Annotated in this window: 28 protein-coding genes and 1 tRNA gene; 10 read left to right on the top strand and 19 right to left on the bottom strand. The window is 63.7% G+C overall.

Translation table 11 applies throughout. The annotated features are described in order from the left end of the window. Window positions 1–182: 182 nt before the first annotated feature. Window positions 183–572: a response regulator gene (locus ACQY4G_RS02745; protein WP_421992920.1), complete on the bottom strand. Its 390-nt coding sequence runs from the start codon at window positions 570–572 to the stop codon at window positions 183–185. 155 nt (window positions 573–727) lie between these two features. After that, a complete protein-coding gene (locus ACQY4G_RS02740; protein ID WP_421992918.1) occupies window positions 728–2461 on the bottom strand; it encodes a fatty acyl-AMP ligase in 1734 nt (577 codons plus the stop codon). A gap of 132 nt (window positions 2462–2593) precedes the next feature. Here ACQY4G_RS02740 and ACQY4G_RS02735 point away from each other — a divergent pair, with 132 nt between their 5' ends. Genes ACQY4G_RS02735 through ACQY4G_RS02720 form a run of 4 tightly spaced genes read left to right on the top strand, consistent with a single transcriptional unit; the run spans window position 2594 to window position 4614 of the window. Further along, on the top strand, window positions 2594–3178 hold the full coding sequence (locus tag ACQY4G_RS02735) for a regulatory protein RecX (protein ID WP_421992916.1): 585 nt from the start codon (window positions 2594–2596) through the stop codon (window positions 3176–3178). Beyond that, window positions 3175–3675, top strand: a complete 501-nt coding sequence (locus ACQY4G_RS02730) for a DUF192 domain-containing protein (RefSeq protein ID WP_421992914.1) — start codon at window positions 3175–3177, stop codon at window positions 3673–3675. The genes ACQY4G_RS02735 and ACQY4G_RS02730 overlap by 4 nt, the downstream gene beginning before the upstream one ends. Window positions 3676–3724: 49 nt before the next feature. Then, a complete protein-coding gene (locus ACQY4G_RS02725) occupies window positions 3725–4123 on the top strand; it encodes an NADH:ubiquinone oxidoreductase subunit NDUFA12 (protein WP_067696165.1) in 399 nt (132 codons plus the stop codon). A 2-nt stretch (window positions 4124–4125) separates the two neighbouring features. Next, entirely contained in the window at window positions 4126–4614 is a 489-nt protein-coding gene (locus ACQY4G_RS02720; RefSeq protein WP_421992912.1) for a DUF2155 domain-containing protein, read from the top strand. On the opposite strand, the gene aat is transcribed toward ACQY4G_RS02720, so the two are convergent. After that, a complete protein-coding gene (gene aat / locus ACQY4G_RS02715) occupies window positions 4563–5246 on the bottom strand; it encodes a leucyl/phenylalanyl-tRNA--protein transferase (RefSeq protein WP_421992910.1) in 684 nt (227 codons plus the stop codon). The genes ACQY4G_RS02720 and aat overlap by 52 nt on opposite strands. A gap of 85 nt (window positions 5247–5331) precedes the next feature. Here aat and ACQY4G_RS02710 point away from each other — a divergent pair. Next, window positions 5332–5407 (top strand) — tRNA-Trp (locus ACQY4G_RS02710). Between the two features lie 55 nt (window positions 5408–5462). After that, on the top strand, window positions 5463–6347 hold the full coding sequence (locus ACQY4G_RS02705) for an LOG family protein (RefSeq protein ID WP_291177605.1): 885 nt from the start codon (window positions 5463–5465) through the stop codon (window positions 6345–6347). Here ACQY4G_RS02705 and thiD read toward each other — a convergent pair. From thiD to glmM, 3 genes are read right to left on the bottom strand one after another with little or no spacing between them, the layout of a single operon-like run. Beyond that, window positions 6344–7165, bottom strand: a complete 822-nt coding sequence (thiD, locus tag ACQY4G_RS02700) for a bifunctional hydroxymethylpyrimidine kinase/phosphomethylpyrimidine kinase (RefSeq protein ID WP_421992908.1) — start codon at window positions 7163–7165, stop codon at window positions 6344–6346. The genes ACQY4G_RS02705 and thiD overlap by 4 nt on opposite strands. Beyond that, complete coding sequence (locus ACQY4G_RS02695; RefSeq protein WP_067695346.1) at window positions 7162–7386, bottom strand: DUF1272 domain-containing protein; 225 nt, start codon at window positions 7384–7386, stop codon at window positions 7162–7164. The genes thiD and ACQY4G_RS02695 overlap by 4 nt, the downstream gene beginning before the upstream one ends. Continuing rightward, complete coding sequence (gene glmM / locus ACQY4G_RS02690) at window positions 7386–8723, bottom strand: phosphoglucosamine mutase (RefSeq protein WP_421992906.1); 1338 nt, start codon at window positions 8721–8723, stop codon at window positions 7386–7388. The genes ACQY4G_RS02695 and glmM overlap by 1 nt, the downstream gene beginning before the upstream one ends. Before the next feature lie 174 nt (window positions 8724–8897). Between glmM and ACQY4G_RS02685 the strand changes: the two genes are divergently transcribed. Continuing rightward, a complete protein-coding gene (locus ACQY4G_RS02685; RefSeq protein ID WP_067695338.1) occupies window positions 8898–9509 on the top strand; it encodes a superoxide dismutase in 612 nt (203 codons plus the stop codon). A gap of 55 nt (window positions 9510–9564) precedes the next feature. Here the strand turns inward: ACQY4G_RS02685 and ACQY4G_RS02680 are convergent, their stop codons facing one another. From ACQY4G_RS02680 to ACQY4G_RS02670, 3 genes are read right to left on the bottom strand one after another with little or no spacing between them, the layout of a single operon-like run. Then, window positions 9565–10743, bottom strand: coding sequence for an AI-2E family transporter (locus ACQY4G_RS02680; protein ID WP_421992904.1), 1179 nt, complete (start codon window positions 10741–10743; stop codon window positions 9565–9567). Window positions 10744–10801: 58 nt separating this feature from the next. Continuing rightward, complete coding sequence (locus tag ACQY4G_RS02675) at window positions 10802–11407, bottom strand: sigma-70 family RNA polymerase sigma factor (protein WP_067695332.1); 606 nt, start codon at window positions 11405–11407, stop codon at window positions 10802–10804. Further along, window positions 11407–11598, bottom strand: coding sequence for a NepR family anti-sigma factor (locus ACQY4G_RS02670; protein ID WP_067695329.1), 192 nt, complete (start codon window positions 11596–11598; stop codon window positions 11407–11409). Before ACQY4G_RS02670 ends, ACQY4G_RS02675 begins: the two co-directional genes overlap by 1 nt. A gap of 237 nt (window positions 11599–11835) precedes the next feature. Here ACQY4G_RS02670 and ACQY4G_RS02665 point away from each other — a divergent pair, with 237 nt between their 5' ends. Beyond that, window positions 11836–13467: a CHASE domain-containing protein gene (locus tag ACQY4G_RS02665; protein ID WP_421992902.1), complete on the top strand. Its 1632-nt coding sequence runs from the start codon at window positions 11836–11838 to the stop codon at window positions 13465–13467. Window positions 13468–13541: 74 nt separating this feature from the next. Here ACQY4G_RS02665 and ACQY4G_RS02660 read toward each other — a convergent pair whose 3' ends face one another. Continuing rightward, complete coding sequence (locus ACQY4G_RS02660) at window positions 13542–14333, bottom strand: response regulator (RefSeq protein ID WP_067695326.1); 792 nt, start codon at window positions 14331–14333, stop codon at window positions 13542–13544. A 145-nt stretch (window positions 14334–14478) separates the two neighbouring features. Here ACQY4G_RS02660 and ACQY4G_RS02655 point away from each other — a divergent pair, with 145 nt between their 5' ends. After that, window positions 14479–15225 carry a Crp/Fnr family transcriptional regulator gene (locus ACQY4G_RS02655; RefSeq protein WP_067695323.1) on the top strand — a complete coding sequence of 249 codons (747 nt, stop codon included), beginning with the start codon at window positions 14479–14481 and terminating at the stop codon, window positions 15223–15225. A 246-nt stretch (window positions 15226–15471) separates the two neighbouring features. Here ACQY4G_RS02655 and ACQY4G_RS02650 read toward each other — a convergent pair whose 3' ends face one another. Next, a complete protein-coding gene (locus ACQY4G_RS02650; RefSeq protein ID WP_067695320.1) occupies window positions 15472–15903 on the bottom strand; it encodes a response regulator in 432 nt (143 codons plus the stop codon). Window positions 15904–16029: 126 nt separating this feature from the next. Then, a complete protein-coding gene (locus ACQY4G_RS02645) occupies window positions 16030–17193 on the bottom strand; it encodes an N-acetyltransferase (protein ID WP_421992900.1) in 1164 nt (387 codons plus the stop codon). Between the two features lie 149 nt (window positions 17194–17342). Here ACQY4G_RS02645 and ACQY4G_RS02640 point away from each other — a divergent pair, with 149 nt between their 5' ends. Beyond that, on the top strand, window positions 17343–18431 hold the full coding sequence (locus tag ACQY4G_RS02640) for a fatty acid desaturase family protein (RefSeq protein ID WP_421992898.1): 1089 nt from the start codon (window positions 17343–17345) through the stop codon (window positions 18429–18431). A 272-nt stretch (window positions 18432–18703) separates the two neighbouring features. Here ACQY4G_RS02640 and ACQY4G_RS02635 read toward each other — a convergent pair whose 3' ends face one another. From ACQY4G_RS02635 to ACQY4G_RS02605, 7 genes are all read right to left on the bottom strand, one after another. After that, complete coding sequence (locus ACQY4G_RS02635) at window positions 18704–18955, bottom strand: hypothetical protein (protein ID WP_421992896.1); 252 nt, start codon at window positions 18953–18955, stop codon at window positions 18704–18706. 66 nt (window positions 18956–19021) lie between these two features. After that, on the bottom strand, window positions 19022–19537 hold the full coding sequence (locus ACQY4G_RS02630; RefSeq protein WP_421992894.1) for a GNAT family N-acetyltransferase: 516 nt from the start codon (window positions 19535–19537) through the stop codon (window positions 19022–19024). Further along, window positions 19534–20631: an LPS export ABC transporter permease LptG gene (lptG, locus tag ACQY4G_RS02625; RefSeq protein WP_421992892.1), complete on the bottom strand. Its 1098-nt coding sequence runs from the start codon at window positions 20629–20631 to the stop codon at window positions 19534–19536. Before lptG ends, ACQY4G_RS02630 begins: the two co-directional genes overlap by 4 nt. A 12-nt stretch (window positions 20632–20643) precedes the next feature. After that, entirely contained in the window at window positions 20644–21807 is a 1164-nt protein-coding gene (locus ACQY4G_RS02620) for an LptF/LptG family permease (RefSeq protein ID WP_421993542.1), read from the bottom strand. Window positions 21808–21945: 138 nt separating this feature from the next. After that, window positions 21946–22419: a DUF427 domain-containing protein gene (locus ACQY4G_RS02615; protein ID WP_421992890.1), complete on the bottom strand. Its 474-nt coding sequence runs from the start codon at window positions 22417–22419 to the stop codon at window positions 21946–21948. Between the two features lie 37 nt (window positions 22420–22456). Continuing rightward, a complete protein-coding gene (clpS, locus tag ACQY4G_RS02610; RefSeq protein ID WP_198147712.1) occupies window positions 22457–22819 on the bottom strand; it encodes an ATP-dependent Clp protease adapter ClpS in 363 nt (120 codons plus the stop codon). Between the two features lie 207 nt (window positions 22820–23026). Further along, window positions 23027–23860 carry a phasin family protein gene (locus ACQY4G_RS02605; RefSeq protein ID WP_421992888.1) on the bottom strand — a complete coding sequence of 278 codons (834 nt, stop codon included), beginning with the start codon at window positions 23858–23860 and terminating at the stop codon, window positions 23027–23029. Between the last annotated feature and the right edge of the window lie 20 nt (window positions 23861–23880).

Raw genomic sequence — 23880 nt, 5'->3', positions numbered from 1 at the left:
GAAGACCGATCTCTTCACGATCGGAATTGCCGCGCGCTTTCCGGAGCGATGTCGGCGTCCAGCTGAATGTCGGCGAGCGCGGCCTACTCTCGAAGGTCCTCGCCAAGAATGCGTGAGGTCACACGTAACTTTCAGCAGGGACCGGTCGGCCTATCGGTCGATTTCTGCGCGCGGGTGCAGGGCTAATCCGGCGAGGAATCCTCGCGCCGCGTGACGAAGCTGACTAGCGCCTCGATTATCTGGCTGTGGCGTGCTGGCTTGTCGATGCAGACCCGGGCGCGGAAGGCTTCCGGCAGCAATTCGGGCTGGCATTGTGCGCTAACGAAGGCGTAGGGAACATCGTGCCGGTCGAGCGCTTCGGCGATCGGCCAAACCAGCTCTCCGCCCAGATCGATATCGAGCAGCGCGGCATCCAGTTCCTCTTCCGACACCAGGCGCATACCTGTCGCGACGTCGAAGGCCGGGCCGACCGCCTTCGCCCCTACGTCCTCGACCAGATCGGTGATGTCATAGGCAAGGATCGGGTTGTCCTCGACGACGAGAACCCGCTTGCCCGGAAGACGGTGTGGCATCTTGGCGCCTATCAACCAGCTGGTGCGACCCGAGCGGTTATGATCCCAATACGCGAAACTATGACGGGTTCCGCCGGAATTCGATAATATGCGAGGGAACCGCGACGAGCAGCAAAGCGCCGGGATTTCCCAATGCGCGCAATTCCCTCGAAACTTCAGGCAGCGAGATCCAGCGGCTGGATTTCGCCGGCGAGATAGAGCTTCTTCGCCTTTGCCCGGCTCAACTTGCCCGAGCTGGTGCGCGGCAAGGTGCGCGGCGGGACAAGTTCGACGACACAGCTCATGCCGGTTACGCCGCGAACCTTGTCGGCAATCTGGTTGCGCAGCTTGATCCGTTCTTCGGGATCCGACACGCGGCAATGGACCAGCACAGCGGGTGCTTCTTCGCCATTGTCGGTGTCGACCGAGAAGGCGGCGATGTCGCCGTGGTTGAAGCCCGGCAATTGCTCGACCGCCCATTCGATATCCTGCGGCCACAGGTTCTTGCCGTTGATGATGATCATGTCCTTCGCCCGACCGACGATGAACAGGTAGCCATCGGCCATGTAGCCCATGTCGCCAGTATCCAGCCAGCCATCGACGAGGCAGTCGGTGGTCGCCTCCTCATTGCGGAAATAGGAGTGCATCACGCTCTTGCCGCGGCACCAGACCTTGCCGATCTGGTGATCGCCGCGTGGCTGGCCGTTCTCGCCACGGATTGCGACCTCCATTCCCGGGATCGGCTTGCCGCAATTGACGATGGCGCGGTAGCGCGCGGGCTTGGAAAGGTCGCGCGGACGGCCCGACAGGCGCTCTTCCTCGACCAGTTCGACGCGGATGCCCTCGCCCGGCGGCATGACGGTGACCGCCAGCGTCGCCTCGGCGAGGCCGTAGCTCGGGTTGAAGCTGCTCGCCTGGAAACCCGCATCGGAGAAGGCATTGACGAAGCTCTGCATCACGTCGGGCCGGATCATGTCCGCGCCATTGCCCGCCACGCGCCAGCGCGACAGGTCGAAACGGTCGGCGACATGGCTCTGGCTGGAAATGCGCCGCGCACAGATGTCGTAGCCGAAGGTGGGCGAATAGCTCAGCGTGGTGCCCTTGTTGCGGCTGATCAGGTCGAGCCAGGCCAGTGGGCGACGCGCGAAATGTTCGGTCTTGAGCAGATCGACAGACACCTGGTTGGCGACCAGCGACAGGAAGCAGCCCACGAGCCCCATGTCGTGATACCAGGGCAGCCAGCTGACTACCCGGTCGTTGGTACCGATATCCATCGATTCGGCGTGGCCGCGCAGATTGTGCAGCAGGGCTTCGTGGGTAACGGCGACCCCGGTAGGGAAGCGGGTCGAACCGGACGAATATTGCAGATAGCAGATGTCGTCCGGCTGCGCTTCGGGGAGATCGACCCTGGGCGCGGGACGCCGGGCGAAGTCTTCCCAGCTTTCTCCGTCGCAACCCTGACGATCGGCGGCAGCCTTGGCCATATCGGCGATTTCGCCCGGATAGATGAGGATTTTCGGGTCCGAACTCTGCAACTGTACCGAAAGCTGGTCGATATAGCTTTCCTTGCCGCCGAAAGTGGTCGGGAGGGGCAGGGGGACCGGCCAGGCGCCCATCAGCGTGCAGGCGCAGAAGAGCGCCGCGAATTCGGGACTGGTCTCGGCGACCAGCGCGACGCGATCTTCCTTCTCGATGCCCATCTCGACGAGCCGGTAGGCCGCCTCGAGCGCGTCCTCGCGCATCTGGGCATAGGGGTAGATTCGCTCCAGTGTCCCGCGCATGTCATGGAAATTGAGGCCTTTCGCGCTACGCGCAGCGTAGTCGATGGCTTCGTTGAAGGTCGCGAAGTCCGAACGGCGGCGCGGCAGGTCGCAGTCGTTCGGCGTCGGCGTAAGTACGGCGTCGGTCATAATTATCGGCGATACCCGTGAATAGCTGGGGCCTTGCGGCCTCCCTCATTGCTTGATCTTGCGCGCAATCCGTAAGGTCGAGCGCTCTCCCGCGTTTCCCAATCTGAAAGGAGTGTGGCAGGAATATGGCCGATGGATGATGAACGCGCAACTTTCGGACGCACTCGCCGCCGGGCAAAACCGCTCGATCGCACGCGGCTGGAGGAGCTGGCGGTAGCCTATGTGGCGCGTTTCGCGACCAGCGCGGGCAAGCTCGAGGCCTATCTTCGGCGCAAGCTTCGCGAGCGCGGCTTCGTCGAGGAGGAGGAGCCGGATGTCGAAAACATCGTCTCGCGATTCGTGGCCAAGGGCTATGTCGACGATGCGGCCTACGGACGGGCCAAGGCGAACGACCTGGCGGCACGAGGCTATGGCGCGCGGCGAGTCGAGCAGAATTTGCGGGCGGCCGGAATCGACGAGGATCTGCGGCAATCGCTTGCGCCGGGGGAAGCGCAAAAGCGCAATGCGGCGCTGGTTTTCGCGCGCAAACGCGGCTTCGGCCCCTTCGAACAAAAAGCCGATGTCGCGCCCGATGATGCGCGCAAGCATAAGGAAAAGCGGCTTGCCGCATTGGTGCGCGCGGGTCATGAGTTCGAGCACGCCAGGCGCGTCGTCGAGGCGCGCAGCATCGAGGAACTCGAGGAATGGATCGCAGAAGCAAGAGACGAAACGGATTGAGTACTCTCGGCGCGCTCGCGGCGCTCGTCGTCGCAGTCGGTTGTTCGCCGCAGACGCAGGCCGGATCGCCTGCCGAGCAGGGCGTCGCGACTGCGGAAACGGCCGCGGCCGAAGTGCATCCGGTGTCGGGCCTGCAAATCGCCCCGCTTACCGTGACCGCGGACGGGAAGCGTATCGAATTCGCGGTCGAGGTCGCGGACACGCGCGAAGCACAGGCGCGCGGACTGATGTTCCGCACCGAGCTGGGCGATTTCGAGGGCATGATCTTCCCCTATGACGGCACCACGGCGCAAAGCTTCTGGATGAAGAACACGCCGCTCCCGCTCGACATCATCTTTATCGGTCCCGACCGGCGCATCAGCAATATCGCCGCGATGACCGAGCCCTATTCGCTCGAATCGGTCTATTCGATCGGCCCGGTTCTCGGCGTGCTCGAATTGCGCGGCGGCCGCGCGGAGGAATTGGGCATCGAACCGGGCGATTTGGTCGAATGGTAAGTATCGAACTGGCTTGGCCCGCGCGCGCGAATCCGCTAACCGCGCGGCCATGAGCTTTCTCGGCAAGATCTTCACCTGGTGGAACGGCGCCACCATCGGCACCCACCTTTGGTCCTCGCGCAATGGCGAGCACGTCGGCACCGACGCGCAGGGCAACAAGTACTACCGCTCGAAAAAGACGACCGGCGACGGTCGTGAGCGCCGCTGGGTGATCTACGAAGGTTCCAACGACGCCAGCCGCGTGCCGAGCGAATGGCACGGCTGGCTGCATGGCGCCTTCGACGACGTTCCCGAAAGTCACTTGCCCCCGGCCCGCATCTGGGAAACCGATTACACGCCCAACGCTACCGGCACGGCGGCGGCCTATCGTCCGGCCGGTGCGCTCGAACGCGGCGGGCGGCGTGCCAGCGCGTCGGGCGATTACGAAGCCTGGTCGCCCGAGGCGTGACGATGCGCGGGGCGCATGCCCTCATTGGCCTCGCGCTGGTGCTTGGCGCGTGTAGCGAGGAGGCAAGCGAGCCCGCCGACGCCGTCGAAACGACCATTCCCGAAGACTTGCAGCAGGGCGAAATGCCAGCGCAGCCCGCCGCCGAGGCGGGGATCGGTACGCCGATGGAGGAACGCGTCGCCACGCTGGGCCTGCTCAACAAGCGCAACAATGTCAGCCGGAACCTCGAGATGAGCCCCGGCGAACAGCAGCGCGTGGGCGACGTGATCGTGCGCCTGCAGGCCTGCGAGCGAACCGCGCCGTGGGAAATGCCGAAGGAAACCGGCGCCTTCGTCCAGGTCCTGGTCAAGGAACGGGGCACGGGAGACGATTTCCGCAAGATCTTTTCAGGCTGGCTGTTCAAGAACTCGCCCAGCCTCAATGTGGTCGAGCACCCGATCTACGACGTCTGGGTCAAGGACTGCGCAATGGACTTCCCGGGCGAGGAATAGGCGCCGAAACGCGCGATCACATCGGGCAGCGACGCAGCCGGATAGCCGATGGCCCCGGCCAGCAAGGCCATGTATTTCTCTTGCGGGATCGCGACCGCGCCCATCCGCGCCAGGTGTTCGGTCATGAACTGGCAGTCGAGCAATGCATATCCCGCCTCGCGCATGGCAGCGACCAGCCAGGCCAGCGCGACCTTGCTGGTATCGGTCTGCCGACTGAACATGCTTTCGCCGCAGAAGACGCGATCGAACCCTACGCCGTACAAGCCCCCGACCAGCTCGCGTCCCTGCCAGCATTCGATCGAATGCGCATGGCCGGCCATGTGCAGCGCATTGTAACTGGTTTCGATCCGATGGCTGATCCAGCTTTCGGCATGTTCCTCGCGTGGGGCCGCGCATTCGGCGATGACGCGCGCGAACGCTGCATTGCAGGTGACGTGGAAGCGATCCTGCCGCAGCACCTTCTTCAGGCTTTTCGACAGGCGGAAGCCGCCCAGCGGGATAATCGCCCGTTCGCGTGGCTCGACCCAGTAGACTTCCGGGTCGCCGCGGTGATCGGCCATCGGGAAGACTCCGCCGCGATAGGCGCGCAGCAAAAGGTCGACCGGGATGCGGGAGGTGGCGGGGGCGTGCATTGCGGCACATCATATCACTTCGCGACGCCCGGCGATATGCGTCTTGCCAAGTGCAGGCGAGCCCATTAATGCGCGCCCTTCCTGCAGGGGTGTAGCTCAGCTGGTAGAGCATCGGTCTCCAAAACCGAGGGCCACGGGTTCGAATCCTGTCACCCCTGCCATTTCCCGCGCTTTCGGCGCTTGTGCGCCGCCGACGCCCGCCCTATCGCGCGAGGCATGACCGACAACAAAAGCGAACGCGACCTTTCGGATCGCAAATTCTACGCGGCCGACCAAGAGGCCGAATTCGGAAAAACCCTGCTGCACCAAACGCCGCAGACCGCGCATCCCGCCTATAGGCTGGCGTTTCAGGATACCGATTTCCTGCTGCGTGACGAGTTGCGTCCGGTGCGCTTCCAGCTCGAGCTGCTGAAGCCCGAAATGTTGCTCGACGAGGCGGGCGTCGGCTCGACGCTGGTCGTCTACGGTTCGGCGCGCATTCCCCCACCCGAGGCGGCCGAGACCGCGCTCGAAGGCGCCAAGGAACTGCCCGAGGATGAGCGCCGGGTGGTCGAGAACCTCGTCAAGAAAAGCAAATATTACGCCGAGGCCTACAATCTGGCGAAAATCGCCTCGGAGAAATCGATCGTCGAGGAGGGTAAGCGCCAGTTCGTCGTGTGCTCGGGCGGCGGGCCTTCGATCATGGAGGCGGCCAACAAGGGCGCCAGCGATTCGGGTGCGGAAAGCATCGGTCTCAACATCATCCTGCCGCACGAGCAGGCGCCCAACAGCTATGTGACGCCCTATCTGTCGTTGAACTTCCACTACTTCGCGCTGCGCAAGATGCATTTCCTGCTGCGGGCCAAGGCCGTCGCGGTGTTCCCCGGCGGTTTCGGCACCTTCGACGAATTCTTCGAACTGCTGACGCTGATCCAGACGGGGAAGATGAAGCCCATGCCGATCCTGTTGTTCGGCAAGGAATTCTGGACCCGGGTGGTCGATTTCGAAGCATTGGCCGAGGAAGGCACAATCTCGAAGAAGGATCTCGACCTGTTCCGCTGGTGCGAAACCGCGGAAGAGGCCTGGGCGCATATCGCAGCCTTCTACGACCTCGATCGCTAGCTATCTTCTGCGGGCTTCAGCCGGCGCACCGCCTGTTGACCCAGCGGGCCGGAACCACTGCCGTAGCCGGGGGCGTTTTCGATCGCTGCATAGGTAAAGGCCCGCGCGATACGGATCGCGTTGACGAGCGGCTGGCGATGGCCGAGCATTGTCGCCAGCGCGCTCGATAATGTGCACCCCGTGCCGTGTGTATGCTTGGTGTCGATCCGCGCGTGCGCGAAGCTGGCGAGCTTGCCGGTGGGCGAAACGATCCGGTCGACCACCTGTGTTTCGTCGCCGGCATGGCCACCCTTCGCGAGCACCTGCACGCCGTGGCGATCGGCGAGCGCCTTGGCGGCGTCGAATACAGCGTCATCGGGGATTCCCCCGCGACCCGTAAGAACTTCGAGTTCGGGCAGGTTGGGCGTGACGACGGTCGCGATTTCCATCAGCCCGGCAAATCCGGCGATGGTCTCCTCGTCAGCGAGAATCGATCCGCTGGTCGCGACCATGACCGGGTCGAACACGATCGGCCCGGCGAAGGTATCGAGACGTTCTGCCAGGAGCCGCGCGGTTTCGGGCGAGCCGAGCATGCCGATCTTGATCGCATCGGCGCCAATGTCGGCCAGGCAGCATTCTACCTGCTCGAGTACGAACCCGGGCGACAGCGCCTCGACCCCGCGCACTCCGAGCGTGTCCTGAGCCGTGACGGCGGTGATGGCGGTCATCGCATAGCCGCCGAGCATGGTGATCGTCTTGATGTCCGCCTGGATACCCGCACCGCCCGAACTGTCGGATCCGGCGATCGACAGGATGCGGGGAGGGGGCGTGTCGCTCATCCCTTGAACTTGCGCGTCGTGCTCGGCGGGAATTTCCCGTGGAGCTGTTTCGCGCGAGTCGGGCGGTCCATCAGCTCGCCGCCGCAATTCGGGCAGATGTCGTCGAGTTCCTCCGCGCACTCGGCGCAAAAGGTGCATTCGAAGCTGCAGATGAACGCGCCCGAAGCCTCAGCCGGGAGGTCGGTGCCGCACCGTTCGCAATCGGGGCGCATTTCGAGCATCAGACAGCTTCCCTTACCGCATCGCAGATCCGGTCGACGACGTCCTCTATCTGGGCGGCGTCGTCGCCCTCGGCCATGACACGGATCAACGGTTCGGTGCCCGAGGGACGGATGACCAAGCGGCCCTTGCCATCGAGTTCCTGTTCGGCTTTCGCAACCACTTGCCGAACGGTCCCGTTCTCCAGCGGTTCGCCACCCGAATAGCGCACGTTCTTGAGCAATTGCGGAACCGGATCGAATACGTGGAGCAGCTCGCTCGCCGGCTTGCCTGAGCGCACGAGACTGGCCAGCACGCGCAGCGCCGCCACCGTGCCATCGCCAGTCGTGCCGTGATCGAGCAGGATCATGTGCCCCGATTGCTCGCCACCGACATTGAATCCGCCGCCTTTCATACGTTCTAGAACGTAGCGATCGCCGACCTGGGTGCGTTCGAGTGAGAGGCCGATGCCGGCGAGATAGCGTTCGAGGCCGAGGTTCGACATAACCGTCGCGACGACACCGCCGCCCTGCAGGTCGCCACTCTCCTGTAGGCGAGTGGCAATCAGCCCCATGATCTGATCGCCATCGACCGTCTTGCCCTTCTCGTCGATCACGATCAGGCGGTCCGCATCGCCATCGAGCGCAATGCCGATATCCGCGCCTTCCTCGACCAGGCGCGCCTTGATCGCATCGAGCGCAGTCGAACCAACCCCGTCGTTGATATTGGTGCCATTGGGCTCGACTCCCAAAGATATGACCTCCGCACCCAATTCCCAGATCGCGCTGGGGGCTACCTGGTAAGCCGCCCCATGAGCGCAATCGAGCACGACCTTGAGCCCGTCGAAGCGAATATCGCTCGCAACCGATTGTTTCACGGCATGGATATAGCGACCGCGTGCATCCTCGATCCGGCGCGAGCGGCCGATGCGTTCGGGCTCGACCAGCGGCGGCTCCTGATCGAGCAAGCGCTCGATCTCCGCCTCGGCCTGGTCGCACAGCTTGAACCCGTCGGGACCGAACAGCTTGATGCCGTTGTCCTGGAACGGATTGTGGCTGGCCGAGATCATGACACCGAGGTCGGCGCGCATCTCGCGGGTAAGCAGCGCGATCGCCGGCGTCGGCAACGGCCCGGTCATGATGACATCCATTCCCACGCTGGTGAATCCCGCTACCAGCGCACTTTCCATCATGTACCCCGAAAGCCGGGTATCCTTCCCGATGACCACGCGGTGGCGATGTCCGCCGCGCAGGAAGTAGGCGCCTGCCGCCTGGCCGACGCGCATTGCGGTCGAAGCGGTCATCAAGCCCTCGTTCGTGCGGCCGCGAATACCGTCAGTGCCGAAGAATTTGCGTGCCATTGGCGGGATATCTCCTTGTCCTGCACACCCCATGGCGCGAATGGCTTACGAATAAAAGACCGCCTTGCGCCCTTTTCGCGTACAATATCGCCGCTATGTGCAACCACGCGTCCGCACGGGCGTTAAGGACGCGAGTACGGAAGATTTTAACACCAACCCAAGAGGGGACTATCCATGGCTTTTGAGCTGATCGACCTGCCTTACGACGATACTGCGCTGGAACCCGCCGTGTCGGCAAAGACGCTGTCGTTCCACCACGGCAAGCACCACAAGGCCTATATCGACAAGACCAATGCGGCGATCGAAGGCGGCGACCTGGCCGACAAGAGCCTGGAAGAGGTGATCGCGGCCGCCCGCGGCAGCAACCAGGGCCTGTTCAACAATTCGGCGCAGAGCTGGAACCACGGTTTCTACTGGCATTCGATGGCCGGTTCGGAGACCGCTGCGTCGGACGAGCTCAAGAGCATGATCGACGATGCCTTCGGTTCGGTCGACGGGCTCAAGGAAAAGCTCGCCGAGCGCGGTGCCGGCCACTTCGCCAGCGGCTGGGTCTGGCTTGCGGTCAAGGGCGGCAAGCTGACGATCGAGGAAACGCATGACGGCGATACGCTGGCCGACCAGGACGGCGTCAACCCGCTGCTCGTGATCGATCTGTGGGAGCACGCCTACTACCTCGATCACCAGAACGCGCGCCCGGCCTATCTCGATGCGGTCAACGGCAAGCTGAACTGGAAGTTCGCGAGCGAGAACCTCGCGCGTGGCACGACCTGGCAGTATCCCGCCTAAGCCGGAACTCCGCCTGAAAAATCGAAACCCGCCGCCAGCGATGGTGGCGGGTTTTCTATTTGGGCGATGGCTCGGCGGTATCGTGATCGTCGAAGAGATTGGTGGCGAACAGCGGTTCGCCGAAGATGAAGCCGACCAGATTCGGCCGGCCGATATGATCGAACAGAGCGGTCAGCATCAGCAGGATCGGTACGGAGAGAAGGGCGCCGAAGAAACCCCAGATCCAGGTGAAATAGGACAGGGCGATCAGGATCATCACCGGGTTCATCGTAAAGCGCGCGCCCAGGATCGAGGGCGTGATCATATTCGCCTCGATCGTATGCAGGGCAAGATAGGCGGCCGCCGGCACCAGGCCGAGCACGATCGTGTCGGCGGTGCCGATACCGAACAGGCCGAGCAGTGCGATCATCACGATCGGGCCGACATAGGGCAGGAAGTTGAGCAGCGCGGCGAGGCCGCCCCACATGATCGGCGCATCGACGCCGAGCGCCCATGCGCCCAGTGCCACGACCACCCCGACCAGCGCGTTGATCCAGCCGACCGTCAGAATGTAGGCGGCGACCCGATCCTGCACTTCGCGGATCACCCGAGCCGCCTTGATGCTGGTGCCGAAGCTTGCGCGACCGAACAGCAGCCGCTGGCGCAGGCGCACGCGCGCCTCGATCATGAAGTAGGCCATCAGCAGGGTGAGGATGGTCTCGATGATCAGGCCCGGCGTGGCAAAGGCGACCTGTTCCAGCAGGCTGGGCGCGGCCAGAACGACTTCGCGCGTGCGATCGTCGCTCATCAACGCCGCGAGCTGTTCGTTGATCGTCGCCACCCAGGCGAACCGCTCACGCAATTCTCCGAACCGTGCCATCACCCCCTGGGCCATGGCCGGCACGTCGTCGAACAGCGCGATCGCCGGCTGCAGGATCAGCGCCAGCGCGAGCAGCAGGATCGCGAAGAAGAACAAGAGCGCCGTGATCGAGGCGAGCGCATTGGGCAGGCCCCAGCCATTGAGCTTGTCTGCCAGCGGCGAAAGGATCACCGTGAGCACGAGCGCAGTGACGACGGGGAGGAACACCACCGATCCGATCGACAGGACGAAGGGCAGCGCGAAGAACAGGCCGAGGCCGATCAGCAGCACGAGCGAGGAAATCAGCCGCAATTCCTGCTCGGCGAAGGCAAGCCTGCGCGACCGGCGGGTCTGTGCCGGGCGCGCGTCGTCTTCGGGAGGCTTGGTCTCGCTCATCAGCGCCTATCTGCCCTGCGCCGCGAATCGTGACAAGCGGCGAGCGCACCTCGATTTTCTAATTGCGGCTGCCACCCTGGCCTGCGGCGACATCGTCGAGTTCCTCGAGGATCGCGCGGTGTGCGGCATTGTCGTCGATCGAGCGCTTGGGAATATTCCCATCGGCAAGCATGGCGTTGAGCGCGGCGCGTGCGCGGCCCACGCGGCTCTTGATCGTTCCCACCGCGCAATCGCAGATCGTCGCCGCCTCTTCATAGGAGAAGCCGCCAGCGCCGACCAGCAGCAGCGCCTCGCGGCGTTCGGGCGGCAGCGTCAGCAGCGCACGGTGCATGTCCGACAGGTGGATCGGCTCTTCCTGACCGGCCGGCGCGGTCAGCACGCGCTCGGCGACCGTCTCGTCATATTCCCCGCGGAAGCGATTGCGACGCATGTCGGTGAGATAGGCGTTGCGCAGAATGACGAAGGTCCAGGCGCGCATGCTGGTGCCGGGCTGGAAGCGTTCCTGCGCCGCCCATGCCTTGAGCAGCGTTTCCTGCACCAGATCGTCGGCCATGTCGGCGCGGCCGCACAGCCCGCGGGCGAAGGCGCGCAGGTGGGGAACCACTTCGGTCAGTTCGCGCTTGAAATCGGCCTTTTCGGAAGCCGTCCGTTCCTCGGCCGCCATCACTTCTTGGTGTCCAGCTGGTCGAGGAGGTCCTGGAAACTGTCGGGCAGCGGCTCTTCTACGACCGAATCATAGAGACGCCGAAGCCCGCTCGCCCAGTCCGGATCCTTGCCCTTGCCGGGGGAACCCGAACCGGGGTGCGGACCGCCGGCGGGCACGCGCTGCGGATTTTTCGGAGTGTCGGAACTCATGGCTTGAAAGGTTATACCCTCTTGGTTTCCTGGCGCGAGTATTGTCCTGCGGCAGGAGTGTCGATCCCGGATGTGCTACGCACAACGCACGTCTAGCCGGCAGGTTCCCGAATGCAACGCATTGGAACCAATCGCGCCGCGCCGCATACTATCGCATACTATGGGGCCGCATAAGTTTGCAGGGGCGATGAGCTGGTAGCCGAAGAACTCCAACGCAAAGGGCGCCGCAGGCGTTGGTTGATCGATTATCCGCGCGGAATTCCGGTGCTGATATTCATCCTCGTCACCGGCATCACGGTGCTGAGCGTCTTCGCCATCGAGCGGGGCGAAAAGCAGCGCGATGCCGCGGATGTCGCTCGCAAGGCGCAGGCGATGACTTCGGCGATCGAACGCCGGGCCTACACCAGCTCGGCCTATCTGCGCGCGGGCGCGGCGCTGTTGTCGACGCAGGACGATGTGACACCCGAACTGTTCCGCCGCTTCGTTTCGGAACTGCGGCTCGATGCGAATTATCGCGGTGCCGAAGGTATCGGCTGGGCCCCCGTGGTCGAGGCCGAGGAACTCGCTGAATTCGAAGCGCGCCTCGGCATGAGCCGCGTGGAAGAACAATCGGTCTCCCCCTCGATAGAGGAACAGCCGCGCGATACGCTGACGCCGATCCTCTATCTGCAGCCCGACACCGTGCGAAATCGCCGGGCGTTGGGCTATGACATGTATTCCGAGCCCGTCCGCCGGGCAGCGATGGACCTTGCTGCCGCCAACGACCGACCGACGGCGAGTGGCCCGATCGTGCTGGTGCAGGAGGGCGGCGGCGATGCGGCCGGCTTCCTGATCTACATGCCGGTCTTCGAAGGCCTCAGCAGCTCGCGCGAGCTCAAGGGATTCATCTACAGTCCCTTCAACGCCGCGCAGTTCCTCAGATCGGCATCCGATCTGGTCAGCTATGAAGCCATCGGTTCGCGGCTGCTCGATGGCGAGGCGACGTCGCAAACCTCGATGGCGCAGACCGAGGCGTGGGTCGATGGCCGCTCGACGGTGACGCGCGAAGTGAACCTCGCCAATCGCCGGATGGTGCTCGAAGTGCAGTCGGCGCGGGAGGATGGGCTGTCATCGATGTCGATGATCACCTTGCTGTTCGGCCTCGCCGTCGCCAGCCTCCTGATGCTCGTCTCGCGTCTGCTGACCCAGCAGAGTCTCGAAGACCGACGTGCGATCAGCTGGTTCGAAGAGCAGAACTCGATCCGCAACTCGCTGACCCGCGAGCTCAATCACCGGGTCAAGAACACGCTCGCCAACGTGCTGTCGATCGTCTCGCTGACGCGCCGTCGGTCCGAAAACCTCGACGAATTCGCCGAAGGGCTCGACGGGCGGATTCGCGCGCTGTCGGCAACGCACGACCTGCTGACCCAGTCGGAATGGGGCACGACCCCCATCCGCTCGGTAATCGAAGTCGAACTGGCGCCCTATGCGCGCGACGCCGACCATCGGCTCGAACTCGATGGTCCGCATACCGAACTCGCGCCCAACGATGCCCTATCGCTTGGGCTCGCGATCCACGAACTGGCTACCAATGCCGCCAAATACGGCTCGCTCAGCGTGTCGGGCGGTAGCGTTGCGGTGCGCTGGAGCCAGGTCAACGATACGCTGGCCAAGGTAGAATGGATCGAAAGCGGCGGTCCGCCCGTCTCGCGGCCGCAACGCCGCGGGTTCGGCACAGATCTGATCGAGAAGATCGTTGCGCATGAATTGCGCCACCCCGTCGAACTGGAATTCCGCCCCGAAGGCGTACGCTGCACATTGCTTGTTCCCGTGCGCGAGCCGAGCGAGTTCGAGCTTCGCCGCAAGGGGCCCGGCGGCCGCGGGCACTGAAGCGCTTCGCCCACGAAAAAGCCCGGACCGAACGGCCCGGGCTTTTGCATCTTACCAATATGCTTCGGAACGTGTCAGCCGAGCGGGCGGCTCGAGCCGAAGAACAGCGCCTGGCTGATCGCCGCGCGGACCGTCTGCTCCTGGAACGGCTTGGTCACGAGATAGGTCGGCTCCGGACGATCGCCCGTCAGCAAGCGCTCGGGATAGGCGGTGATGAAGATCACCGGCACGGAACTGATCGCGAGAATGTCGTCGACCGCGTCGAGGCCAGAGGAGCCGTCGGCAAGCTGGATATCCGCGAGCACGAGACCGGGGGTCTTTTCGGCGACCACTTCCTGCGCCTGCGTGCGCGTGGCAGCCGTGCCGCAGACTTCGTGGCCGAGCGAGGTCACGAGGTCTTCGAGCTGCATGGAAATCAGCGGTTCGTCTTCGATGATGAGCACGCTCGTCGTCGATTCGCGGTCGATCTCGGAAACCGCTTCCTGCGCCAACCGCTCGATATCGTCGGCCGACATGTCCATGATCTCGGCGGCCTGATCCGACGAGAAATCTTCCAGCGTCGTCAGCAGCAGCGCCTGGCGGTTGAGCGGCGTGACCGATTTGAGGCGGTCCTGGGCCGCGCCTTCGTGCCCATCGCCGCCGACGGTTTCGGGCACATCCATATAGGCGCTCGACCAGACCTTGTTGAATGCCCGATAAAGCGGCACGCGGCCGCCTTCGAGCGATTGTTTGAGCTCGCTGTCGGCCAGAGCGGCTTCGAGCGTGGCACGGACAAACGCGTCTCCCGTAGCCTGCGATCCGGTCAGCGCGCGCGCATAGCGACGCAAATAGGGCAGGTTACGAGCAATTTGATCACCAAGCGACATTTAGACCCCTTCCTTAAGGTGCGCGCTTCTAACGTACTGCACGTGGTTAGGTTCCAAGCTCTCCGGCTGCAAGGCGCGGTTTGACAAACGCGTCTTTTCAGGCGCATCCACGCCAGCGAAACCTAGCCGAGAGGAGGCGAGAGCGTTGCACGAGATTGCCGATCCCATCGCCTGTCCGGCGTGCCCGCTTCAATCCTGTCCGGGGCTGCGCAAGCTGGAAGAAACCCAGCTCGCCTACATGCAGAAATTCAAGGACGGCGAGGTCTGGCTCGATCGTGGCGATGTGCTGATCGACGAGGGAATGCAGCACGAGCGCCTGTATACGGTCCTCGATGGGGTGCTGATCCGGTCGCGCTCTCTCGACGATGGACGGCGGCAGATCGTGAACTTCATGTTCCCGGGCGATCTCATAGGCCTTCAGGGCGCTTTCGACGAGCCTTCGAGCCACACGATCGAGGCGCTGGTCGACGCGCGCTTGTGCCGCTTTCGCCGGGCCGACTTCGTGGAACTCGTGTCGGAGCATCCGAGCCTCGGCTACGACATAACCTGGCTCGCCGCGAAGGAGGAGACTGCACTCGAGGGACATATCGTCTCGCTGGGGCAGCACAACGCGCGCGAACGCGTGACCTATCTTGCGGTCTGGTTGCTGGACCGGGCGAAATCGACCTGTCTGGCCGACGACGACAATATCGTCTCTCTGCCGATCACGCAGGCGCAGATTGCCGATATGCTCGGGCTCTCACTCGTCCACACCAACCGCACGCTGCGCCAGCTGCAGCGCGAAGGGCTGGTCGAATGGAAATCGCGGGAAATCCACGTGCCCGACCCGGCCAAGGCGGCGGATTACGCGCAGTTCGATCGTGACAAGGACAAGTGCAGGCCCTTCATTTGAGGGGGTTTTGACCGGGCTCAAAAAAAATGTTGGTGGCCGGGAACCCTCTTTCTGGCAGCGCGTATCCTCTATGTCACCGCCGAGACCCCCCCCTCCCGTCCAAGCGGCTGGTGATACGATCCCGAAAGGCCTCCGTTGCAATGCAACGGAGGCCTTTTTTCTCGGTGGTGACACGACTTTGGCGTGACGAAGGGGGCGCATCGGACGAAAGCCTACCGTTCCTAAGCCAGGTCCCCTGCCGGGCGATCAGCGCAGGGCGCCGCGCAAACGCGAAATGATCCCGCGCCGCTTGGGCTGGCGCAACAATTCGACGAGCACTTCCGCGTCATACGGCTTTTCCAGGATACAGCCGAGCGCGGCCACATCCGCGGGAATGTCCTGCGGCGCGCCGGTCGAGAAGATGATCCGCGGGCTGTCGGGGCCGAGCGTGCGGACGAGCTCGGCGATCGCCCATCCATCATCGCGGTCGGCCAGGTGGACGTCGAGGACGATGACCTTGGGCTGCTCTTCGCGCAGGTGGCGCAGCGCGTCTTCGGTCGACGTCGAAAGCTCTACGCGCGCAACGCCAGCATCCAGCAGCGTCTGCTCGATCGTGAGGCCGAGAACCGCATCATCTTCGACCACCAGCACATGGGCCGGCAATTTCTCGCGTGCGGTGGTCTTGGGGTGTTGCGTCATCGGTTCCCGTAAGGATGGGCGGAAATCGCCTCGCATCTATCCGCCCAACGGAGCGGCTGCGCGGGCAGTTCCCGTCGCGTGCCGTTCTCCTGCGGACCGTGGCATTCTTGCGACAGCAGGCGCGGCTCAGCGGGCCAGCGGCCTTTGATAGATCGCGTATTCGCGATTGACCCTGCTCTCGATGGCATCGGCGATCGCCTTCATCCCCCGATTGTCATCGAGAATCCAGCCGATTTCCGCGCGCTGCGTGCCGTAAAGGCGGGTCGCAGTCTCGCGGATCTGGCTGATCATCATGAAGGCGAGTTGGCTGGCAAGGCGCGAATTGTGCAGCTCTTTCAAGACGCCCATCAATGGCACGCGCATATCCGATCCCATGGGCTTGCGCATCCACCGCAGCAGGTGAAGCCAGCCGAACGGGAACAGCTTGCCATCGACCTTGCGCAGCACGCCGTTCACGTCGGGGAAAGTCAGCATGAACGCGACCGGGCGACCGTCGAGTTCGGCGATCATGTTGATCTCCTCGTGAATGACGGGCTTCAGCTTCTTGCCGGCATAGGCGATTTCCTCGGGAGTGAAGGGCACGAAGCCCCAATTGTTCGACCATGCATCGTTGAGGATGGCAAGGATCACCTCGACCTCCTCGTCCCAGCGCTTCTTGTCGACCGTGCGCACGGTAATGCGCTCGTTGCGCTGGCCCGACTGAACGATGCGGCGCACCAGCGGGGGAAAATCGTGGGTGACGTCGAGGTCGTAGGTCAGCAAGGTCTTGGCACGCGCGTAACCCGCGCTTTCGATCCAATTCTGATAGGCTGCAGGGTGGTGGCCCATCATGATGAGCGGAGCGTGATCTTGGCCTTTGGTCAGCAGGCCGGGTTCTTCCCAGATCGACATGGAGATCGGACCGATGGCGCGGTCCATCCCTCGGCCGCGCAGCCAGTGTTCGGCTTGTGCGAGCAGCCGATGCGCGCTCGCCTCGTCCTCGGCGTCGAAATAGCCGAACATGCCCGCGCCGGGCCCGAAGCCCTGCTCGCGCGGCAATTCGAGCGCGAGGTGGTCGATATGCGCCGAAATCCGGCCCACCGGCTTGCCGCCGCGGCGGGCAACGAACAGCTGGTGCGAAGCGTGACCGAAAAAGGGATTCTTGTCCGGATTGACCAATTCGAGCTGCTCGGAGCGTAGTTGCGGCACGGAATGCGGTTCGCGCGCAGCGAAGGCGCGGCCGATGTCGACGAACTCGGCACGCCCCTTCTTGCCTTCTACCGGCTCGATCACCACATTTGCATCCAACATTCGCGCATTACCTTCGTTCAGCCCCGATTAGCCCTGTGTGCGCTAGCTGATCTTTGTCAAGGAAACGCGCGTCCACGATCACTATGATCGACACCGCGCGCTGTATCGCGCGTGCGTTTTCGGCTAGAGGCCTCCCAGGAATTTCGACCATGAGTGTGCAACAGACACAGATTTCGGCTGCCGACATCGTCTCGCATCGCGACGCGGGATCGGGCTGGCATGCCCAGATTCCCGATGACAAGGCAATGCTGCGCGCCGCGCGCGACCTGACCAAGGACATCGCCGAACACCGTGCGGCAATCTACTGGCCCGACATGATCGGCTCGGCCGTGGTGGGCTATGCCTCGCTCGCGGGTGCCATTCTCGTCGATAGCGTGCCGGTCGCGATCGGGCTTGCGGTGATTTCGGTTCTCGCGCTCTACCGTGCGCTGTTGTTCATCCACGAAATCTCGCATTTCCGAAACGGCGCGCTGCCCGGCTTCCGCACCGCGTGGAATGCCTTCGTGGGCGTGCCCATGCTGACGCCGTCGTTTATGTACGAACAGGTCCACACGCTGCACCACAAGCGCACGCAATACGGGACCGTGGCGGATCCGGAATACCTGCCCCTGGCGCTGATGAAACCGTGGAGCCTGCCCGCATTCGTGCTGATCGCCCTGCTGGCGCCAGCCGCGCTGCTGTTCCGTTTTGCGGTGTTGGTCCCGCTCGGCGCGATCATCCCGCCCATCCGCCGGCTGACCTGGCAGCGCCTCAGCGCGCTGGCAATCAATCCCGAGTTCCGCCGCCGCCCGCCCGAAGGCGATCTGCGCCCGCGTGTGGTGTTGCAGGAAGTCGGCGGCATGCTGTGGAGCTGGGCGCTGATCGGCAGCGTCTTCGCCTTCGGCTGGAAACCGCTGCTCGTCGCCTTCGCGGTGGCTTCGGTCGTCGCGCTGCTGAACCAGCTGCGTACGCTGGTCGCCCATCTTTGGGAGAACGAGGGCGAGGCGATGACCGTTACCGCGCAGTTCCTCGACAGCGTCAATGTCCCGCCGCCCGGGATGATCGCCGAACTGTGGGCGCCGGTGGGCCTGCGCTATCATGCACTGCACCATCTGATGCCATCGATGCCCTATCATGCGCTGCCCGAGGCGCACCGTCGCCTGGTCGCCGAGCTCGAAGCGGATTCGAGCTATCACGGCGCCAATCACGCGGGGATGGGCGTGCTGGTCGCGCGGATTGCGCGGAATACCATGCGGTAGGGTTTCGGTTGGGTCCGGGTCGATTGGCTCGGGCTTGCGTTTTTGTTGCGTACGTGAAGCGCATCCGCGCTTCCCTTGGCTGTTCCATCCCGCTCCCCCTCCCGGCCACCCATTCAGGATAATTCCGTGGGTGGCCGGGAGGGGGAGCGGGCTGGAACAGCAAGCCTTCGACGGAGGTCGAAGGCGCACCCAACGAAAAAGGCCGCTCCCCTCGGTGGGTGGGAGCGGCCTTCGCATTTCACCCGGCAGTGGGCCGGGTAAACCGTTTGGTCTTAGTCGACCTTGATCTTGGCCTCGACGCCGTCCTCGCTGACGGTGGCATCGACATCGCCGCCGTCGATGGTCAGGCTCGAGCCTTCGGGAGTGTCGTCGTCAACGACGACCGTCTCGGTCTCGACCGGCTCGACCACGGTGGTCTCGGTCACTTCGGCGGTAGCGGTCTCGTCGGTAGCGGGCGCTTCGGCTTCACCGCAGGCGGCGAGGGCGAACGCGGCGGCGAGCGCGGGGATTGCAAGGGCTTTCATGCCAAATCTCCTTTGTGGCAACATTGTGGCGTCAATGCGCCGGAAATTAGGCGGTTCCCGTGAAGCTCATAAAAACTTGATCATCGCAATGCGGCGTTCGCGCGGGAGGCCGTGTTCGACCTCCTGCTCGATATCCGCCGCGAGCCGGGGATACACCTCGAGGTCCGAGATCGTTTCGAAGCCGTGCCGGGCATAAAAGGGTCCGTTCCAAGGGACATCGCCGAATGTCGTCAGCGTAACGGCGCGAAATCCGCTATTGTGCGCATCTATGGCGACGGCGCGCAGCAGGACGCTTCCGATACCTCGGCCTTGAAAATCCGGATGGACCGAGAATTCGCGGATATGCAATTCGCGGCTGAAGGGTTCGGTCGACAGGAAGCCGACGATCCTGCCCTCGCTTTCGGCCACCAGCGAGTGGCCCTTGCCGATCATTCTGCGCTGCTCGTCGGCAGGGATCGCGTGCATTCCGGCGAGTCCCGCCAGCCCTTCGACGGTCTCGAACAGCTTCCCCGCGGCGCGTTCGATCGCGGGCAGATGTTCGCCATCCTCGGGCCTTGCGAGCCTTATCGAGAAATCGCTCATTCCTCGGTTCGGATCAGCACAGTCTCGCCGATCAGCAGGAACAGCAGGAACGGCGCCCATGCGGCGAGGAAGGGCGGGTAGCCGCCGAAGCTGCCCATGGCGAGCGCGGCGTTGTCGACCACGAAATAGGCGAAGCCGAGCGCCATGCCGATCACCGCGCGAAGGAACAATTGGCCGGACCGCGCGAGCCCGAAGGCGGCGACGGCGCCCAGCAGCGGCATCAGGAAAGCCGACAGGGGTCCGGAGATCTTGTGCCACCATTTGGCGCGCAATTCGTCGGTCCGTCGTCCCGCACGCTCGAATTCGGCGATCGATTGGGTCAGCGTCCAGAACGCTTCGGCATCGGGATCGATCTTGGCGAGGTCGATCCGGTCGGGCGTCAGCCCCTCGCCGACCACCATGGTTTCGGGCGCGTCGGTGACCGCATTCTGCACGCGGAACCGGGTGATCCCTTCGAGCCGCCAGCCGGGCCCGGCATAGCGAGCCGCGTCGGCTTCGACCTGCTCGACGATCATTCCCTCGTCGTTGCGGCTGTACCAGGTGACCTTGCGCATCGCGATCGCCTCGCCCTGGCCGGCGAGATAGCCGGCGGTGAGGATATTGCCGTCGTCGTTGAGATAGATGTTGGCCCGCACCCCGCTTTCGGTCGGAATCGGCCCGAACTCGACCGCCTCCCATGCCTTGAGCGTCTCGGTCGCGCGGGTGACCACGCGTTCGTTGAAGGCGAAGGTGAGAAGCGAGACGATGCCTGCGGTCAGCAGCAGCGGCGCGAGCACCTGATGGGCGGACAGGCCCGCCGCCTTCATCGCGATCACCTCGCTGTTCTGGTTCAGCGCAACCAGCGTGATCAGCGTCGCCAGCAGCACCGAATAGGGGAGGAAGCGCGATATCAGCTGCGGTATCCGCAAGGCCGCATAGGTCAGCAATTCGCCTTGGCCATTACCCTCGACGGCGAGGATTTCGCCGCTGCTGGACAGCAGGTCGAGCATCAGCAGCACGAGCACCAGGACGAACAGCATCGCCGCGATCCGCAGTGCGAACATCTTCGCCAGATACACCGTCAGCGTGCGCGAGGGAAAAAAGTCGAGCTGCATGGGATCCCGTCGTTATTCCGCCGCTGCGAGGTCGATCTTCAGCCGTCTGCGACCGAACAGCCGGCCGAGGCGCTTGGTCATCTTGCCGAACCAGATTTCGAGCGCGCCGATCGCCTGCCCGCCGGGCACGTAGGCGACGCGCCAATACATCCACACGATCAGGGCAGCGAACAGGAAGAACGGTCCCCACAATGCGATAATCGGATCGAGCCGGCCAAGCGCGGCGATGTCCTCCCCGTATTGGTTCACCTTGTGATAGGCGACCACCATGATGATCGAAAGGAACACGCCCAGCGCACTGGAAGATCGCTTGGGCGGCACGCCCAGCGCCACGGCCAGCAGCGGCATCAGCGCCATCATCACCACTTCGACCAATCTGAAATTGAAGCTCGCCTGGCTGGCATCGCGCTTGTCTTCGGGCTGTTCGTCGCTCCAGCCGATCCGCAGCAGTTCGGGCAGGATGTATTCGCGCTCGGCATCGCCGCGGGCGCGGAATTGCTCGACCGCGGGCAGGTCGATCGGCAAATCGTGGCGGGTGAAGGTCAGCACGCGCGGGGTCTGGCTGCCGGTATCCTGCACGATGGTGCCATCGGTCAGCCGCAGGATAATGGTGTCCGGATTGTCGGTGGTAGCAAGGAAAGCGCCTTCCTTGGCCGAGATCGACAGCACCTGGCCCTTGTCGTTCGCGACGCGGGCGAAAATGCCCATCAGCCGACGTCCGTCATCCTCGCTCTGTTCGATCCGCAATGCCATGCGGTCTGCCAGCGTGGTGAACTCGCCGACCTTGATCGAGGCACCCAGCGCGCCCGAGCGCAGTTCGTATTCCATCTGCTCGTAATAATAGCGGCTGACCGGCTGGATGAAGAACACCAGCGCGACGTTGATCGCCATCAGCACCGCCGTGATCGCGAAGGGCACGCGCAGCAGCCGTCCGTAGCCGAGCCCGACCGCGCGGAACACGTCGAGCTCGCTGGTCGTGCCAAGCTTGCGAAAGGCGAGCAGTATTCCAAGGAGCAGGCCGAGCGGGATGGCGAGGCTTGCATATTCGGGCACCAGTGCCACCAGCATCTTGAAGACCACGCCCACCGGCCCGCCTTCGACGGCCACGAAATCGAACAGGCGCAGCATCTTGTCGAGCACGAGCAGCGACGCGGCGATGGCGAATACCGAAAGCATCGGCACGATGACGAGCCGGAATATGTACCGATCGATGCTGGGCAGGAATGAAAGCACGGGTGTCGCCGGTCAATTGTTTCCGAAGGATGCCCTAGCGCGCTTTTGGCCGCAGGTCATGCCCCAATGCGAAAAGCGCCGTCACCAGAAGCGGCTCCCGGCAACCCCCTTGAAGGGACCGGCTTCGCGAGAGGTGATCCAGCCGCCGTAAAAGCCGCCGGGCTGGGGTGCCGCCCGTTCCCCGTCGACCAGGCAGGTATCGAAAGGTTCGGGATAAAAGGCGATGTGTCCGGCAATGCCGCTAAAGCCGGGAGTGGGATCAGGGTAGTCCCAGCCGACCGCTTCGAGTGTCTCCCCGGCGATCCGCACGTCCCAATAGCGCGCCTGCCCCTTCCATTCGCACAGCGAGCGCCGCGTATTGGTAGCCAGCAGGTCCATCGCGATATCCGCCTGCGGCAGGTAGTATGTCGGCGGATGGCTCGTTTCGAGCGTGCGCCAGGCCCTGCGCGTGTCGGCCAGCGTTACGTCCCGATGGCGGATGACGATGTGCCTGTCGGTCGGTTCTGCGATCGCGGGGCGCGGATAATCCCAGACACTCTCCTGGCCCTCGGCCACCGGATCGGGTTCGGGATGGCCTGAAAATGCGATCGCCTCAGGCCTTTTCCAGCGTGCACTGCAGCGGGTGCTGGTTCTGGCGCGCGAAATCCATCACCTGGTGGACCTTGGTCTCGGCGACTTCGTAGGGGAAGATGCCGCATACGCCGACCCCCTTTTGATGGACGTGCAGCATCACCCGTGTCGCCTCCTCCATATCCATCTTGAAGAAACGCTTCAGCACGATGACGACGAATTCCATCGGCGTGTAATCGTCGTTGAGCAGCAGCACCTTGTACTGGCTCGGCTTCTTCGGCTTAGCGCGCGTCTTGGTGGCGATTCCGACCTGGCCGTCGCCTTCGTTGGCGTCGTCATCGCCATCGGCGGCGCGGATCGGGAAGGGGGGCAGGGCGTGGATCATTGTTGCAGCCATTATCGTAACGCTTCGCCAAATCGCAAGGCGTCAGCGCCGAGCAATTGCGTGCGCGCGTCCCGAAAGCGCAGTTTGCCTCGGGGTCAGAATGAAAAAAGGGCCGGATGGCAAAAACCATCCGGCCCACGGTGTCCAATTCGCCGGGCGGGGGAGAGAGGAGAGAGTGCCCGGCGGATTGAAGCTCGTGCGTATCGCTTACGCGGCCTTGCCGACCTTCTCGGCGGCCAGGCTCATGCGGTTCGAAACCGGAGCGAAAGCGTCGTTGGCGAGCTTCAGCATGGCTTCGGTGTTCTTCGAAGTGGTCGAAACCAGCGCGTCGAAGTTGCGACGGGCGATTTCACCCTGCAGCTGGAACAGTTCGGTCGGCGACTTGACGGCGGCGAACTTCTTGACGTCTTCCTGCACGGTCTCGGCAGCCGACTTGGCTTCCTCGACATAGGTGCGGCCCATGTCCTGCATGCCCGAGGCAAGAATCTTGCCCGATTCGACGAGGGCTTCGAGGTTGCCCTTCTGGAATTCGGCGGCGTCCTTGGTCATTTCGGTGCCCTTGTCATAAGCGGCCTTGGCGCGGGTCTGCACGTCGGCAGCCAGTTCTTTCGCCTTGGCGGTGTAATCGGTGGTGGCAGTCTTCTTGGCAGTGGCCATGATGGTGTCCTTCAACTGGGAAATCGGGGTGGTCTTGGCGGGTTTCGCCTTGGCAGCGGCCTTCTTGGGGGCAGCGTTGGTCTTTTTGGCGGCGACGGGCTTCTTGGCCGGTGCAGCCTTCTTCTTGGCGACGGTCTTCTTCGGTGCGGCTTTCTTGGCCGGAGCTCGCTTCTTGGCCGGCGCCTTCTTCTTCTTCGGCGTTGCCTTCTTCGGTTCGGCCGCAACGGCCTTGGCGACAGCCTCGGCCTTTACCGGCGCCGTGGTGTCCGCGTCGACGGCCTGCTCGACCTTCTTGGCGTTCACCGCATCCGCGGTCTTCTTTTCCGCAGCCTCGGCAAAGGCCTTCTCGGCGGCGGCGTCTATTTTGCTCTGGCTCTCGGCCATGGGAAACCTCGCTTTGTTGC

Source organism: Qipengyuania sp., assembly GCF_965277845.1.
Lineage (GTDB): Bacteria > Pseudomonadota > Alphaproteobacteria > Sphingomonadales > Sphingomonadaceae > Qipengyuania.
Note: the sequence above shows the minus strand (reverse complement) of the source record. Positions and strands in the feature narration are given on the sequence as shown.

Coding starts and splice junctions, on each gene's coding strand:
- ACQY4G_RS02675 (WP_067695332.1), bottom strand. CDS start 11,407: ATGGCGGCCGAGGAACGGACGGCTTCCGAAAAGGCCGATTTCAAGCGC.
- ACQY4G_RS02745 (WP_421992920.1), bottom strand. CDS start 572: ATGCCACACCGTCTTCCGGGCAAGCGGGTTCTCGTCGTCGAGGACAAC.
- ACQY4G_RS02645 (WP_421992900.1), bottom strand. CDS start 17,193: ATGTTGGATGCAAATGTGGTGATCGAGCCGGTAGAAGGCAAGAAGGGG.
- ACQY4G_RS02640 (WP_421992898.1), top strand. CDS start 17,343: ATGAGTGTGCAACAGACACAGATTTCGGCTGCCGACATCGTCTCGCAT.
- ACQY4G_RS02605 (WP_421992888.1), bottom strand. CDS start 23,860: ATGGCCGAGAGCCAGAGCAAAATAGACGCCGCCGCCGAGAAGGCCTTT.
- ACQY4G_RS02670 (WP_067695329.1), bottom strand. CDS start 11,598: ATGAGTTCCGACACTCCGAAAAATCCGCAGCGCGTGCCCGCCGGCGGT.
- ACQY4G_RS02735 (WP_421992916.1), top strand. CDS start 2,594: ATGGATGATGAACGCGCAACTTTCGGACGCACTCGCCGCCGGGCAAAA.
- ACQY4G_RS02630 (WP_421992894.1), bottom strand. CDS start 19,537: ATGAGCGATTTCTCGATAAGGCTCGCAAGGCCCGAGGATGGCGAACAT.
- clpS (WP_198147712.1), bottom strand. CDS start 22,819: ATGATCCACGCCCTGCCCCCCTTCCCGATCCGCGCCGCCGATGGCGAT.
- ACQY4G_RS02635 (WP_421992896.1), bottom strand. CDS start 18,955: ATGAAAGCCCTTGCAATCCCCGCGCTCGCCGCCGCGTTCGCCCTCGCC.
- ACQY4G_RS02725 (WP_067696165.1), top strand. CDS start 3,725: ATGAGCTTTCTCGGCAAGATCTTCACCTGGTGGAACGGCGCCACCATC.
- ACQY4G_RS02685 (WP_067695338.1), top strand. CDS start 8,898: ATGGCTTTTGAGCTGATCGACCTGCCTTACGACGATACTGCGCTGGAA.
- glmM (WP_421992906.1), bottom strand. CDS start 8,723: ATGGCACGCAAATTCTTCGGCACTGACGGTATTCGCGGCCGCACGAAC.
- ACQY4G_RS02720 (WP_421992912.1), top strand. CDS start 4,126: ATGCGCGGGGCGCATGCCCTCATTGGCCTCGCGCTGGTGCTTGGCGCG.
- ACQY4G_RS02705 (WP_291177605.1), top strand. CDS start 5,463: ATGACCGACAACAAAAGCGAACGCGACCTTTCGGATCGCAAATTCTAC.
- lptG (WP_421992892.1), bottom strand. CDS start 20,631: ATGCAGCTCGACTTTTTTCCCTCGCGCACGCTGACGGTGTATCTGGCG.
- ACQY4G_RS02660 (WP_067695326.1), bottom strand. CDS start 14,333: ATGTCGCTTGGTGATCAAATTGCTCGTAACCTGCCCTATTTGCGTCGC.
- ACQY4G_RS02740 (WP_421992918.1), bottom strand. CDS start 2,461: ATGACCGACGCCGTACTTACGCCGACGCCGAACGACTGCGACCTGCCG.
- ACQY4G_RS02680 (WP_421992904.1), bottom strand. CDS start 10,743: ATGAGCGAGACCAAGCCTCCCGAAGACGACGCGCGCCCGGCACAGACC.
- ACQY4G_RS02650 (WP_067695320.1), bottom strand. CDS start 15,903: ATGACGCAACACCCCAAGACCACCGCACGCGAGAAATTGCCGGCCCAT.
- ACQY4G_RS02695 (WP_067695346.1), bottom strand. CDS start 7,386: ATGCTCGAAATGCGCCCCGATTGCGAACGGTGCGGCACCGACCTCCCG.
- aat (WP_421992910.1), bottom strand. CDS start 5,246: ATGCACGCCCCCGCCACCTCCCGCATCCCGGTCGACCTTTTGCTGCGC.
- ACQY4G_RS02620 (WP_421993542.1), bottom strand. CDS start 21,807: ATGCTTTCGGTATTCGCCATCGCCGCGTCGCTGCTCGTGCTCGACAAG.
- thiD (WP_421992908.1), bottom strand. CDS start 7,165: ATGAGCGACACGCCCCCTCCCCGCATCCTGTCGATCGCCGGATCCGAC.